At 41.5% G+C, this 13,890-nt stretch carries 16 protein-coding genes; 8 read left to right on the top strand and 8 right to left on the bottom strand.

The window, feature by feature from the left end:
- Positions 1–4 precede the first annotated feature (4 nt).
- Complete coding sequence (locus ACFEL9_RS17785; protein ID WP_385892981.1) at positions 5–808, bottom strand: hypothetical protein; 804 nt, start codon at positions 806–808, stop codon at positions 5–7.
- Between the two features lie 271 nt (positions 809–1,079).
- Here ACFEL9_RS17785 and ACFEL9_RS17780 point away from each other — a divergent pair, with 271 nt between their 5' ends.
- The 3 genes from ACFEL9_RS17780 (at position 1,080) to ACFEL9_RS17770 (ending at position 3,922) form a co-directional block, all read left to right on the top strand.
- A complete protein-coding gene (locus ACFEL9_RS17780; RefSeq protein ID WP_385892979.1) occupies positions 1,080–1,298 on the top strand; it encodes a hypothetical protein in 219 nt (72 codons plus the stop codon).
- A gap of 160 nt (positions 1,299–1,458) precedes the next feature.
- A complete protein-coding gene (locus ACFEL9_RS17775; RefSeq protein WP_385892976.1) occupies positions 1,459–2,340 on the top strand; it encodes a YjiK family protein in 882 nt (293 codons plus the stop codon).
- A 139-nt stretch (positions 2,341–2,479) separates the two neighbouring features.
- Positions 2,480–3,922: a tetratricopeptide repeat-containing protein gene (locus ACFEL9_RS17770; RefSeq protein ID WP_385892973.1), complete on the top strand. Its 1,443-nt coding sequence runs from the start codon at positions 2,480–2,482 to the stop codon at positions 3,920–3,922.
- On the opposite strand, the gene ACFEL9_RS17765 is transcribed toward ACFEL9_RS17770, so the two are convergent.
- A complete protein-coding gene (locus ACFEL9_RS17765) occupies positions 3,915–4,424 on the bottom strand; it encodes a gluconokinase (protein ID WP_385892970.1) in 510 nt (169 codons plus the stop codon). The genes ACFEL9_RS17770 and ACFEL9_RS17765 overlap by 8 nt on opposite strands.
- 99 nt (positions 4,425–4,523) lie before the next feature.
- Here ACFEL9_RS17765 and ACFEL9_RS17760 point away from each other — a divergent pair, with 99 nt between their 5' ends.
- The gene (locus ACFEL9_RS17760) at positions 4,524–6,269 is read left to right on the top strand and encodes an N-acetylmuramoyl-L-alanine amidase (RefSeq protein ID WP_385892967.1); all 1,746 of its coding nucleotides are present in this window, start codon (positions 4,524–4,526) and stop codon (positions 6,267–6,269) included.
- 86 nt (positions 6,270–6,355) lie between these two features.
- Here ACFEL9_RS17760 and ACFEL9_RS17755 read toward each other — a convergent pair whose 3' ends face one another.
- Positions 6,356–6,661 (bottom strand): antibiotic biosynthesis monooxygenase family protein, encoded by a 306-nt coding sequence (locus ACFEL9_RS17755; RefSeq protein WP_385892964.1) that lies wholly within the window; start codon positions 6,659–6,661, stop codon positions 6,356–6,358.
- 156 nt (positions 6,662–6,817) lie between these two features.
- Complete coding sequence (locus ACFEL9_RS17750) at positions 6,818–7,489, bottom strand: uracil-DNA glycosylase family protein (protein WP_385892961.1); 672 nt, start codon at positions 7,487–7,489, stop codon at positions 6,818–6,820.
- A gap of 284 nt (positions 7,490–7,773) precedes the next feature.
- Between ACFEL9_RS17750 and ACFEL9_RS17745 the strand changes: the two genes are divergently transcribed.
- Positions 7,774–8,250, top strand: coding sequence for an RDD family protein (locus ACFEL9_RS17745; protein ID WP_385892959.1), 477 nt, complete (start codon positions 7,774–7,776; stop codon positions 8,248–8,250).
- Positions 8,251–8,311: 61 nt separating this feature from the next.
- On the opposite strand, the gene ACFEL9_RS17740 is transcribed toward ACFEL9_RS17745, so the two are convergent.
- Positions 8,312–8,803, bottom strand: a complete 492-nt coding sequence (locus ACFEL9_RS17740; protein ID WP_385892956.1) for a hypothetical protein — start codon at positions 8,801–8,803, stop codon at positions 8,312–8,314.
- A 205-nt stretch (positions 8,804–9,008) separates the two neighbouring features.
- On the opposite strand from ACFEL9_RS17740, the gene ACFEL9_RS17735 reads away from it, so the two are divergent.
- The gene (locus tag ACFEL9_RS17735; RefSeq protein ID WP_385892953.1) at positions 9,009–9,437 is read left to right on the top strand and encodes a hypothetical protein; all 429 of its coding nucleotides are present in this window, start codon (positions 9,009–9,011) and stop codon (positions 9,435–9,437) included.
- A gap of 5 nt (positions 9,438–9,442) precedes the next feature.
- Here the strand turns inward: ACFEL9_RS17735 and ACFEL9_RS17730 are convergent, their stop codons facing one another.
- Positions 9,443–9,898, bottom strand: coding sequence for a DUF1801 domain-containing protein (locus ACFEL9_RS17730; RefSeq protein WP_385892950.1), 456 nt, complete (start codon positions 9,896–9,898; stop codon positions 9,443–9,445).
- 190 nt (positions 9,899–10,088) lie between these two features.
- The gene (locus tag ACFEL9_RS17725; protein WP_385892947.1) at positions 10,089–10,562 is read right to left on the bottom strand and encodes a hypothetical protein; all 474 of its coding nucleotides are present in this window, start codon (positions 10,560–10,562) and stop codon (positions 10,089–10,091) included.
- 273 nt (positions 10,563–10,835) lie between these two features.
- Here ACFEL9_RS17725 and ACFEL9_RS17720 point away from each other — a divergent pair, with 273 nt between their 5' ends.
- Both ACFEL9_RS17720 and ACFEL9_RS17715 read left to right on the top strand, forming a co-directional pair.
- Positions 10,836–11,600 carry a sterol desaturase family protein gene (locus ACFEL9_RS17720; protein ID WP_385892944.1) on the top strand — a complete coding sequence of 255 codons (765 nt, stop codon included), beginning with the start codon at positions 10,836–10,838 and terminating at the stop codon, positions 11,598–11,600.
- 188 nt (positions 11,601–11,788) lie between these two features.
- A complete protein-coding gene (locus ACFEL9_RS17715) occupies positions 11,789–12,547 on the top strand; it encodes an NYN domain-containing protein (RefSeq protein ID WP_385892942.1) in 759 nt (252 codons plus the stop codon).
- Between the two features lie 14 nt (positions 12,548–12,561).
- Here the strand turns inward: ACFEL9_RS17715 and hemL are convergent, their stop codons facing one another.
- On the bottom strand, positions 12,562–13,836 hold the full coding sequence (hemL, locus tag ACFEL9_RS17710) for a glutamate-1-semialdehyde 2,1-aminomutase (RefSeq protein ID WP_385892939.1): 1,275 nt from the start codon (positions 13,834–13,836) through the stop codon (positions 12,562–12,564).
- Positions 13,837–13,890: the final 54 nt, after the last annotated feature.

Below are 13,890 nucleotides of genomic sequence, written 5' to 3'. Positions count from 1 at the left end.
GAATTTATTGATATATATAATCCAGGTTGCTGGTTACCGTAGGCTGGCCCGGCAATCCTTGTTTTACAACCGCACTTTTAGGCAAGCCACTTGAATTATACAAATAATCGTAAGTGAATTTATCTTCTGGTTGCAAATTTGCGTCGAAGTGATTTTCAACGATGATATTGTTTTTCGATACCGCTTGCCAGAACAATGCCATTAACTCACGCTGTGCATACAATGGGTTTGACTTTTGATCATACTGGTAGGAAACATGACCTGAGCGTTCCATTTGGCCGGGCTCGCCGGTAGCTAGGAATGTTTCTGTTTTTTCAATATTTCCTGTCGCCGTGTAGGTGAAGATAAATTCCAATGCAGGAATATAATCATTGCCTTCACCAAAATAGATGGTAGCTTTTTCTATAAGTCCACCCTCGTATTGGTAAGCCGTGTAACCAACACGTTCATTTTCCATGAAAATATCTGCCCTTGTTAAAATATTGTTTTCATAAACAGGAGTAATCTTCTCATCGGTAGTTTCCAGTGAAGTGATTTTTTTAGCGGCGTTATAATTGACTGTATAGGTCAACGTTGAGCCATCGGTAATATCGCTGTTCAGTGTGACTTTGTTTACATCACCATTTACATTGTAATCAAAACGGATAAATTCTTCTCCATTTTTAAATTCCTTAATCCGCTGCGAAGCAGGAGGAGGTGTCGGGTCGTTATTGTCTTTTTCCTTTTTACAGGAAACGACGCTGGTAGTTAAAGCAGTGAACAAAAAAAGGTTGGAAAATAATTGCCTGGTGGCTTTGCTGAATTGCATGATCATCTTTTTTATTAGGATTAAAGTTTACCATACAAAGAAACCTTGAAACAGGTAGTCGCTGCTGTAAGGATTGAATGAATTGGAGTTTCCGTGGTTCAATTGTAATAATCGGAACATAAAATGAATTTGGGTAGTTGGTCAACAAAACGTGGAACCAGCTGTTTTTAAAAAAAACGACGTGACCCAATTGGAAAGGCTGAAAAATGATTAGCGGGTGGTATGCTTTTTGTCAATTGATTGATTTAACACAAAAAACCAAAATAAGCACATGAAAAAATCGAATATATTACTGGTTGGTTTAGGGACAACAATTGCAATAGGAATGGTCGTGTACCTTGCCCGCCGTAATAAATCCAACCGACGGCATGCAAGAGTGGCCGAGGAGGGATACGAAACTGCTGATGATATTCTTTTCCCGGGCAGGAGACCCAGGAGCAGAAGACTTCACTATGGCCCGGTATTTCCCGGTTCTAATAATCCCCTTTGATAAAATGTCAGTGTGCCATCTCTTTTGAGAAGGCTTTTTGGCTTAGTGGTAATACCGCACAAAAGCAATACCGCGTAAAGCTTGCATTTTTATAAATGTCATTGTACCTTTGGCAGCTACAAAATCAAGTACCTGATGAATTCCCGCCAAAACAGGTATTATGCTTTTTCTGAGATTATTTTTTCTTTTTGCCCTGGCATTGTGTTTTTCCTGCCAAAAGGAAACAGCCACTGAGGCAACAGCTGTAACAGGATTTGAAGACAGTCCCAGCATCCAGGCGCTGACACCTGGCCTGGTTGATGAGGCTTCGGGGATCGCCGACAGCAAACTCAATTCCGGCCATATTTGGGTAGAACAGGATAGTGGTAACCCCAATGACCTTGCATTGCTATCCTTTACCGGGTTATTACACAAAAAGATTAATGTTAAGCCTGCCATCAACAGGGACTGGGAGGATATCGTGCTGGCAAGCGGTCCCCAGTCAGGACAACAATACATTTATATTGCTGACATTGGCGACAACAGCCTGGCGGCTTCCGCTTATTCTATTTATCGTTTTCCTGAGCCCTCCGCTACTGTTGATACCGTTTACGAAGTTGATAAGATCAGTTTCAGCTATCCCGACGGCTCTCATGATGCTGAAGCGATGTTAGTTGATAATACAACGAGGGACATCTATATTATTACCAAGCAGGATGCTTCATCCCGCATTTATAAATTAGCCTACCCGCAAAATATCGCCGGTAACAATACAGCTGTTTTAGCAGGAACATTGCCATTTAATGGTGTGACCAGTGCCGCCATTTCTCCTGATGAACAAGAACTGTTGGTAAAAACCTATACCAAACTCTACCATTGGCACAGGACAAAAACGCAAACTATTGAACAGGCACTATCCACTTCCCCTTCTACAATAGGTTATCAGTTCGAGCCACAGGGCGAAGCCATCTGTTTCAAAAATGATAACAAAGGTTTCTTTACGTTAAGCGAAAGGCCATCCATCATCCAGGCAGTAAGTCTCAATTACTATAAAAGAAAATAGGTTGTATTAGTGGAATGACTTAGAGATGTCGGTTGATCCTTTAGATTCAAGGGAATTAATACGCAATTTTGCTTCCCGAATTTGAAAGATAACGACTAACTTTATAGACAGCAAGCTATCATAGGTTAAAAAACTACTTATGAGCGATAATCAAACCTTATCTGGAAAGCGGGGTCAGTGCTTTGTGGTAATGGGCTTTGGCATAAAGACCGACTATGCCACCGGCCGCAAACTCGATCTGAACAAATCTTACCGCTTACTAATCAAACCTGTTGTTGAAGAAAAAGGGCTTATCTGCACAAGAGCCGACGAAATTATCCATGCAGGTTCCATCGATGTCCATATGTACCGGGAGCTTTTGAAGGCTGATGTGGTCATCGCCGACCTGTCTACGGCTAATGTCAATGCCTTTTACGAGTTAGGTATCCGCCATGCGCTCCGTCCACAAACAACTATCGTCATCTCGGAAGACAAGCTGGCTTATCCCTTTGACCTCAACCATATCAAAATCACCAGCTATACACACCTCGGCGAAGGGATCGAGTATGAAGAGGTAGAGCGGTTCAGGAAAGTGCTCGGGGAGACTTTACAAGCCGTATTAGATAAACGGGAGCCGGATAGCCCGGTTTATACCTACCTGGATGGATTGATCCCGCCTTTGCTGGAAGAGCAGATCGAGGAGAATGTACGCCAACACAACCATGAAGAAGGCGAGGAGGACGATGGCGATGTAAAAGTGCTCAGGAGAAAGCCAAAAATCAAACAAAACAAAACGCTGGCATTACTCATAGAGCAGGGAGAAGATGCTATCGACCGGAAAGAATATGTAAAAGCCAGGAAATTGTTTGAATCTGCGCTTTTACTGGGTGTGGATGCGCCTGAATCGAACTCGCTTAGTAATGACCCCTACCTGATCCAACGGCTAACACTCGCTACTTATAAATCTCAGAAACCCGATGCCATCACAGCATTGACAGATGCGTTGAAATTACTGGGACAGCTTGACCTTGAACACACCAATGATCCCGAAACAGTAACCCTGGCAGGCGCCATTGAAAAAAACTTTTATGAGTTGGGACAAGGTGATGAACACTTGAGTAATGCTATCCTGTTTTTTCAACGCGGATATTATTTATTGAACAACCGGTACAACTGCATTAACCTGGCTTATATGCAAAACTGCCGGGCCAATTCGTCGTTATGCAGTACCCGGGAAGAGCAAATCGCAGATATGATATACGCTAATCACACCAGGCGCAGGATTTTGCAGGTATGTGAAAATGACTGGAACGATATTATCCGGCGGGAAGAGCGACTGACAAAGACGCTGGCGGATAACGACGTATTACAAAAGCAAAAAGATTATATCACCGAGCAAAAATTTTGGATTCATGTCAACAAGGCTGAGGCATTTTTTGCTCTCGGAGAATTTGACAACTATAAGAAATCAGTAGAAGCGGCAAAACAAATAGAACATAAGCCATGGATGATGGAAAGTTTCGAATTTCAATTGGCTAAACTCCGTGTGTTGTTGCAACGAAACGGTCACCTCTTAAACCCTCCCTGGAAAGAGATCAACTGACTTTATTGGTGGGTAAATTCAACTGGCGTAAAATTATTTTTACGATCTCATCGGGATTCTTGCTGACATCAACAACCAGTCCGTCGGCAGGGACTTCGAGTATTTCAAATTGTGATTGTAAAAGTTCTGCAGGCATAAAATGGCCTTTCCTGTCGTTCATTCTTTTATAGATCAACTGATAGTCGCCTTGTAAAAAGACCCAGTAAACAGGAGAAGTTATTTCACTGGCTAATACTCTTCTATAATTTTCTTTTAATGCCGAGCAGGCGATGATTGCGCCGTTTTTTCCAGCCTCTTCCCTTGCTTTTTGATTTATATTCTGCAACCATTCTTTGCGGTCATCATCATTCAGCGGGTGGCCTGCTTTCATTTTATTTTTATTGGCAACAGAATGAAAATCGTCCGCATCAAAAAAAGGAATGTCCGTCGCTTCAGATAGTTTTTTCCCGACTGTTGTCTTACCCGAACCGGAAACACCCATGATATAAATAATAGCGATCATATAGTTAATAAGAAAGGCAATATAAAGATAGATAAGCTATTACAAGAAGTTCAAACAATATAATGTGGTATTTTTAGCGTTGAATAATGAATATCCCTGATGAAGAAATTGGTCGCATCCTTTTTGTGTTTAACGAGTGTTGGTTTATATGCGCAAAATCCCAACAAAGCTTTTATCAGGCTATTGGATCCGGCGCGGGAAAATAATGCGGTAAGGTCCCCGAAACATTTTGTATCAGGTGCTACGTGTAAAAACTGTTCCCTTACTATTAATAATGAACCAGTTCATGTTTATCCAACCGGTGCTTTTGCCTATGAGTTGAATATGAAACCGGGTGTCAATGTATTTACACTATCGGCTTCAGGCGCTGACAGATCAACTGCTGTTAAAAAACTGACCTATACTTACACTGTTCCCGTACCCGATACGGTAAAAGAGCTGTCTATTGCTGATATTAAAATATTCCCTGAGGGCAACCTGGTGTTGAAGCCAGGAGACCGGGTACAATTACGGGTAAAAGCGTTACCCAAATGTGTAGTTATAGCCAACGGCAATATTCCCCTTTATGAAATTCCCGTAAACTCTTCCAATACGATGCCCGGAATTTACCAGGCTGAGTACACCATACAACCTGCAGACAGTTTTTGGCTGACCAGGGTGCCTTTTACTATCACTGACATAAACGGTAATAGTATAACCCGGAGAGCAGACAGTAAGCTATCTGTTTTGAATACCACAGATCCTGACATGCTCATCACTAAGGGACGCCTGGCTCATCTGCTGTTTGGTATAGGCGACGATAGGCTGGGTGGAGCAAAGATTGGATATATCGATTCGCTGATACCACTCAGAATGACGGGTAAAATCGGCTCGCTATACCGGGTGCAGCTATCAAAGTACCGTAGCGCCTATATTCCCGACGATGTGGTGGAGTTATTGCCCAAGGGGGCATTTACACCATCTTCATTAACGACTAACTTTCGGGTATTCGGTGATTCCGCGTTTGATTATGTACAGGTAGGCATGTTTGTCCGGCTGCCTTATCAGTCTGCACAACATATCGACCCCTCAAAAATTGTGGTGGATATTTTTGGCGCTACCAATAATACGAACTGGATCACCCAACTGGAAAATACTAAAGAAATTAAGAATGTATACTATGAGCAACTGGAGGATGAAGTACTGCGGGTGACGATTGAGCTAAAACATAAACAACATTGGGGTTACGAGGTGTATTATAGTGGCACCCGCTTGGTGATCAAAATACGACGGCAACCGGAAAGTCTCGAATTGAGACACTTGAGAATAGCGATTGATGCCGGACACGGTGGCAGCAATACAGGCGCCAGCGGCCCGACAGGGTCTATTGAAAAAGAGTTGACGTTGGCAGTAGCTTTAAAACTAAGACAGGCATTGCGGCTACAGGGTGCAAAAGTGATCATGACAAGAACGATGGAGACCTTTGTCGATAACAAGGACAGGATTTTGATGTACCGGGATAGCATGCCTGACCTCCTGGTAAGTATTCATCTCAATTCTTCCGGCGATCCCATCAATGTGGGCGGTACCAGCACTTATTACCGGTATATTGGATTCAGGGAACTGAGCCGTGACATCTATAAGAGAATGCTGGAACTGGGACTACCGGAATGGGGCAATACCGGCAGCTTTAATTTCATGCTCAATAGCCCGGTTGAATATCCCAATGCTTTGGTTGAAATACTTTTCTTAAGTAATCCGGCCGAAGAAATGAAAATATTGGATGAAGGGTTTCAACAGCAGGTGGCTGATAAGATTGTATTGGGGATTAAAGATTTTTTGGAAAGGTGCAAGGCGGATAAATAATAAGATGCACTCCCGTTAAAACTAACCGGGTCTCCCACAAAGACCCGGTTGTAAAGCTGAATTCGCTTTAATGTAAAATAGATTTCCTAAGCATGTTCCATAACTGGTTCTGTAGAATAAACTTTTAATACCGGGGCTTTAGAAAACATTTCTTTTACCCGGTCAACCAATTGCTTGTAAACACCACTGGAGTGATAAGCATCAGCATCTTCTTTGCTGTCCCAGACTGTCATGGAAATATAATCGTCTGTTTTGTCCAGGGGTTCAAGCATCCTGCAATCGAGATTCCCTTTCTGTTTTTTTACAATTGGAACAAGTTCATTGTCGTAAATCCTTTTTGCCTCTTCCATTTTTCCGGGCAAAAAGTTTAGATAGGTGAGTCGTACAAACATAATTGCCTCCTTTTTTAAATAATGAAGAAAAGAACATTTCGTAACGGTAATAACATCAGATTACCGGGAATGTAAAAGGTACGAATAAAACCCATGCAGCGGGATAGAAAAACTTTGCTCAGAGGCTCACCTGTTTAAACTCTGCGGGATGCGCCTTTAATAATTAGTAAGGCGATCGAGGTACAGCTTAATGTATTCCTGTTTCTTTTTGCGGCGGTATTGCATAATGAACCTTGGATGCGGCAGGGCAATAATTTTTTCAAAAAAGTGATGCTTTTCATTTAACCCGGATAAGAAATTAAAATTCTTTTCGCCACCGATACAATAGACGATATCCCTTTTAAATCCCATTTGCAGCTGCCGCTGAATAGTATCAGTAATAAAAGGAGTGAGGACTGCCAGCAGTTTCTTATCGTCGTAATAATTGATATTCTTTCCATCCCTGACAAAACCAAGTGGAGACATGGCGCCAATAAAATAATCTTCATAAAACTTTTTTACTCCACCATATTGTTCGATCATTTCATAAATGAACTCGGCTGATAACTCAGAACTATTGCCGAAAGGATGGTCAATATGGCAATTCTCTTTCAGCTGACGTGGCGCCGTGAAATTGATGCCGGTAATACCGGCGCCGAACCTGCCGGGATTGATTCCCAGTATTAATTTTCTTGATTTATTATCGCCATAATATGTTTTGAAAAACTTCTTTACAATCGTCATTATCTTTTTATCCGTCTGCGGACGAAGCAGCTCAATTCCTTTAGGTAAAGCTGGGGGGGCTAATGTTTCGTAGAAATGGATAAGCTGGTTTGCCAATGATTGCATAAAAAAATCGGTTTGCAAAAATAATATAGTAACCTTATCCGTTCGTCTTACAATGAAGCTGGCATGTGATGCTCATTGCTGGTGGTGCACTTCGCATACTGTTTCCCAGGCATTTACCGGCGACATTAGCAATTTCACTTATCTATATTTTTTGGGGTTCTTTTCCGCCAAATCAGGAAAGATAAGTCACAAACAGTCAAATAAAATCCGCCTATTCCGCCATTGCCATGTTTGTTATATCTTGTTCGCAAAAAATAAACACCACCATTTAAAAATCTACAATCATGGAAACTACAGAACAACATCTCTTTGCTGAACCGGAATATCATTTAGTGCAGGCCAGCATGGGAAAACGATTTGCCAATTACCTGATAGATCTCCTCGTGTTCTATGCTTTAATCTTTGCCGGCGGAATTGTTTGGGCAATTGTCAGCCCACAAACAATTGAGTCGATTAACGAAGATGATCTTGGTTTTAATTTGCTGGATCGCCTATTCACCTTACTGCTGTATGGTTTGTATATGTTTGTAGTAGAAGCTGCGTTTAAAGGTAAGTCACTGGGCAAATTAATAACAGGTACCCGTGCCGTGAATGAAGATGGAACTGATGTGACAGCTAAGGCCGCATTTTTCCGTGGGCTGAGCCGGGCCGTACCATTTAATGCCTTCAGTGCACTAGGCAATCCCACTTACCCCTGGCATGACAGGTGGACAAAGACTTATGTAATTGATGAAAGAGAATCGAACCGCCCGATGGATTGATAAGGAAATAAACGATTAATAAAAAACTCCCTTTTTGTAAGGGAGTTTTTTATGTGGTTCTCTATTCGCAAAGTTGTATCGTTTCTGTTGACTGTGTACTGAATTGAATTTTATTAACCCTTTTGGCGCTGTTATAGTAGAGTATAAGAATGCCATACGCCGTTGTAAAGGCATCCCATTTCACATCTTTTATTTTTGGGTTTCCCAACCATTTAAAAAGGCTGCCACGGCTTGCACCCATTAAAGGAACAGACAATTTGCCTTTAAACTTAGGGCCTATCTCTACATAATCCCTCGCCGTATAGAAATAAATATCCCGGTCTTTATAGAAAACACCACCACCGCATTTAGCAGTCGCACTTTCATTTTCGGCACTTGTAAAACAAGGAAGTTTCGATTTGACCTGGGCCACATTATCGGTGATGCGCAGACCATTGACCCGGCCACTCAATACATCAACGGTGATAGCCGGACAGACAGCTGTCGTTTTTAATTGCGCCCGCAGGGAAACAGCGGCTAAAGAAATAAGGAGAAAGCAAATTATTTTTTTCATGTCATAGAGTTTTTGAAAGAAGTGATTACTTCGGTATAGGGATCATTATTGATATGCAAATTCCTTGCTAAAAAAATGCGGGGAAGCCGATAGCCAATAATAATGCGGTTCTTTTGCTTGCATTCCTGTCATCATTCGTTTTTTTTCGCAGGACTAATCCGGTTGTTTTTTAAAGTTTCTTACTTTCACGTTTTAAGATCACGCCATGTTTAGAAAGAAACCGGAAGTAGATATTGTAAAGGATTTGCTCGAACTGACCGGGTCAGCCTTCCCGGCCTCCACTTTTATTAAAAGCCTGGCTTATCAATACGAGGAGCGGGGCGGACTCAGTAAAAAGCAATTGGAAGGACTGTATCAAAAAGCGGAGAAGATAGCAGGTATTCCTGCTAATAAACTGGCCACACTGGAAGCAATGATCTTAAAAAGGCCGACAAGATTCAAATCTGACTTGCCCGAAAACAAACCGCTCTACACAAAGGACGAACGAACCGGACAGTTAATCACGGAAATCCTGGACAAATATCCGCAGCATAAAAGAGTATTGTTTTTTAAAAGCAAATACGAAAACAATGAAGTGTTTTCTGCCGCTGAAATAACAGAGTTGGAAAAATTTTATAAAGTGCTGGTCAAGTGAATCCGTTATCTCTTAAAATTCTCTTCATAGGTTTTGATCCAATCTTTGACCGATATTTTTTTTACCAAATCCCCGATTAACTTGTAAGGTATATCCTCCGGTTTTTTGAACCGGATACAACTTTTACCCATATCTAATTTAGCAGGTGAATGTTTGGGATACTCAGTAGTAAACCATTTTAATAAAGCAGGATCGGAGTAAACACCCATATGGTAAAAGGCGATAAAGTTTTTTTGCGAAGCAATATTGGCAAAAGGGAGCGGTAATTTCGGATCGCAGCGGTAACCGGCAGGATAAATCTCATGAGGTACAACATAGCCCAGCATGCCGTAAGACATGGTTTCTTTAAAACCTTTTGGCAAATTCTTCAGTACAGTTTCCCGCAGTTTGATGATAGCCTCTCTACGCTCTTCGGGTAATTCTTTGATGTATTGCTCAGGAGTGGTAGCCTTGGATTGCATAAAAGAATTTTGACTAAAAGTAAAATATTTAGCGATTGCCCCAAAAATGCAAACGGGCTAATTCTTATTTGGTATTCCTTTATGGACTTTGCGAAAAAAACTGTCTGCCAACAGGCAAGCTTGGCGTCCTTTGCGGTTAGATATCTTTTATCGCAAAGGACGCCAAGAAAAATACGCAAAGAGACGCTGGCTATAGTCTGGCTACGGCTTTTGTGCCGGTAACAATGGATGTCAGTTGCCTGCCTTGTGGCAATTCGGTGGAAGAATAGTAAAGATTTATGGTTTTGTCTTTCCCTTTCTGTAAGGCAAGAATGTCTTTTACTTTACAGGTCATGCTGGCGGCGGCGCCGGAAGCATCCGAAAATTTCCATTGTTTCAGCACATTGTCATTGCCGTCTTTAATAGTGATTACCCTGTTTTTACCCACTTTCCCGCAATGATGATACCGTATTGATAATTCATCGTTTTCATTGGATTGATCCAACCTTAGTGTTTTTACCACTTTCATGTCGTTGCCAAATTGTTGCAGGACCACCTTATTGTTCAGGTAAATTTCAAATCCCTCTCCGCCGGCGCCGGAAGAAAACGAAAAGATCGTAGCCGAAATGGCCAACATAGCTGTGGCCTGTAATAGCTTTTTTGTTTTGTTGATAAGTGTTGACATAATTAATTTTTTATTGATGAATGATTACAAGATGCTATTCACATCTATATCCATCACAAAACAACAAATGTTACCAGCGCCTTAGAAATAGGTTTGACAACAGGTGAAAACCGCTTGATGTAGTGCAGGAGTAGCTTTAAGCCCGTTGTGTGGCATTTGCAGTGCTGCTGAGAATGTATACCACTATTTTGTTGATGATGAAAGTTTACTATTTTTAGCGTTATAGCGTGTAATGGCATCAATACACCATGCTATGAAACAGTATTATAATTTATGAATCTAATAATAGAATACTTCAGACCTTACTTTGAACAATTGTTACCAGGCTCACTAATCTGCATTAGCACTTTAGTTTTTCTTGTTTTAGAGAGAAAATTCCCAGGCAGAGAATTGCCAGCTTCCAAAGGCTGGTATTTTCGCTCAATTGCGATTAATCTTGTCCAGTTTCTTTTAATAGGCTTAAGTGGAATTACCTGGAATAAGTATTTCAGGGACCAATCATTATTTCACCTGGATAGTTGGAGCAATCCTATTGTAGAAGGTTTCGTTTACTGGGTTATAGGCACCTTCATTTTTTATTGGTGGCATAGGCTGAGACATGCCAATGGTTTCTGGCTGATATTCCATCAAATGCATCATAGCCCTAAAAGAATTGAACTTCTAACATCATTTTATAAGCACCCAATTGAAATTATTGCAGACTCAGTTATAACGGGATTCTTAATTTATTATGTTTTAGGTGGCACAGCCTTAGCTGGTGCCTGGGTTTCTTTTTTTGGAGCAACTGGTGAATACTTCTACCATTCAAATATTTCGACTCCTAAGTGGTTGGGCTATTTTATTCAAAGACCTGAACATCATTCCATACATCATCAGTTAGATGTTCATAAATATAATTTTGGCGACATTACCTGGTGGGACAGAATTTTTGGAACATTTAAAGAAGCTGATGATTTTGCACCCGAATGCGGCTTTCCAAATAACAATGAGTCTAAAGTATGGGATATACTCAAGTTTAAAGACGTATATAATTCATAATTGTACAGCGTATAACATAGATTTTGTTAATGGCTGAAAAACATATCCTCATCTTCCTATCACTATCAACTGCAGAAACTATCAAACCGAAAGTCCGGGACACGACCCAAGGCGGAAGGGTGCAAACTGCTTGATGAGAGAAGCTTTGTCTTCTTATGATTAACTTTAGAAGAAATACTTTCAATTACATGGAAACGACAAAAGACCTCCGGCTGGCCGTCCTGATCGATGCGGATAATATTCCCTATACCAATGTGAAAGAAATGATGGAGGAAATAGCCAAATACGGTACGCCAACTTTTAAACGGATCTATGCGGACTGGACAAAGCCACATGTGGGTGGATGGAAAAACGTTTTGCTGGAAAATGCTATCACACCTGTTCAGCAATATAGTTACACTTCCGGCAAAAATGCCACCGATTCTGCAATGATTATTGATGCCATGGATATTTTATATACCGGTAGAGTGGATGGATTCTGTATTGTCTCGAGTGATAGTGATTTTACAAGAATCGCAACAAGACTCAGGGAGGCGGGAATGAAAGTATTTGGTATCGGCGAAAAGAAAACTCCTTTGCCATTTATTTCAGCATGCGATAAGTTTATTTACCTGGAAATATTGAAAACACAGCAGGAAGCATCCGTTAACCCCGAGCCTTCCAAAGGTGCTAAGGCGAATGCTCCCGCCAATGATATCATTCGACCTGTAGATAAGGGTTTGATTCGATTGATCGCTGATAGCATTAATGACATAGCTGACGAAGATGGCTGGGCTTTTTTGGGTAACCTCGGTACACTGCTTTTAAAGAAAAAACCGGATTTTGATTCGCGGAATTACGGCTTCGTAAAATTGCTTCCCTTAATTAAAAGCATGAACAAATTTGAAATTGACGAACGTAAATCAGGAAAGACCAATATCAAACACGTGTACGTTAGAACGAAATGATTTACAATTAACCTCTACTTAAAACTTGCTACAGCCGAAATCGTCCTGGCAATATCGTCAGCCGACAAGGCATTATTCAAAAACCAACTTTCAAAAGCAGAAGGGGGCAGGTAAACACCGGATTGCAGCATATGGTGAAAGAAAGAGCGGAACCTGTCCTGGTTGCTTCTTGCAGAGCTGGCAAAATCCACAACCGGTTCTTCTGTGAAATGAACACTGATCATGCTGCCCAGTTGATTGATCTGTACGGGAATCTTATTGCCGGCAAAAATTGCTGTCATCCGGTTTTTCAGCTCAATTGTTTTTTCCTCCAATTCCGTATAAATCGAAGGGTTATTCTTTAATTCCTGTAAAAGCGTATAACCTGCAATCATCGCAACCGGGTTGCCGCTAAGCGTTCCTGCCTGGTACACATTTCCGAGTGGAGCAATGCATTCCATGATCTCTTTTTTGCCACCAAAAGCACCAACGGGTAAACCGGCGCCAATGACTTTTCCATAGGTGACAAGATCGGCGTCAATCTTTAATGTTTGTTGTGCACCACCAGTTGACAATCTGAACCCGGTCATCACTTCGTCAAAGATCAGCACAATATTTTCGCGGGTACAAAGGCTTCGAAGTCCTTCTAAAAACCCGGCCTGTGGTAAGATACAGCCCATATTGCCGGCCACCGGCTCGATGATAATAGCGGCGACCTGGTTTTTATTTTGATCAATTAATTTTTCAACGGCACTCAAATCATTATAAGGCGCAGTCAATGTATCATCCGCTACCGCTGCAGGTATCCCCGGCACATGTTGAATGCCGAGTGTAGCTGCACCGCTTCCGGCTTTTATCAAAAACGCATCGGCATGTCCATGATAACAACCTTCGAATTTGATAAATTTATTTCTGCCAGTATATCCTCTTGCCAGCCTGATAGCACTCATACAGGCTTCGGTACCGCTGCTCACCATTCTTACCAGGTCAATATTTGGCGCCATCGTTTTTATGAGTTCCGCCATTTCTATTTCCAGTTCTGTAGGTGCACCAAATGATGTCCCGTCTAACACTTTTTCTTGTATAGCTTTCACCACCGGCTCGTAGGCATGACCTAAAATTAGCGGACCCCAACTGGCGATATAATCGATGTATTGGTTGCCATCCGCATCATACAAGTAACTGCCTTTTGCTTTTGTAATAAAAAGAGGAGTGCCGCCGACACCTTTGAATGCTCTTACAGGCGAATTGACGCCACCGGGAATTGATTGCTGGGCACGGGAGAAAAGAGACTGGCTGTTGTTGTACATGATAGTAAAGAATGAAAAGTGAGAAGTGAAAAGTGAGAAGATCTTTGATCCTTT

The organism is Terrimonas alba (assembly GCF_042434975.1).
Taxonomy (GTDB): domain Bacteria; phylum Bacteroidota; class Bacteroidia; order Chitinophagales; family Chitinophagaceae; genus Terrimonas_B; species Terrimonas_B alba.
This window is presented reverse-complemented; position numbering and strand designations above follow the sequence as displayed.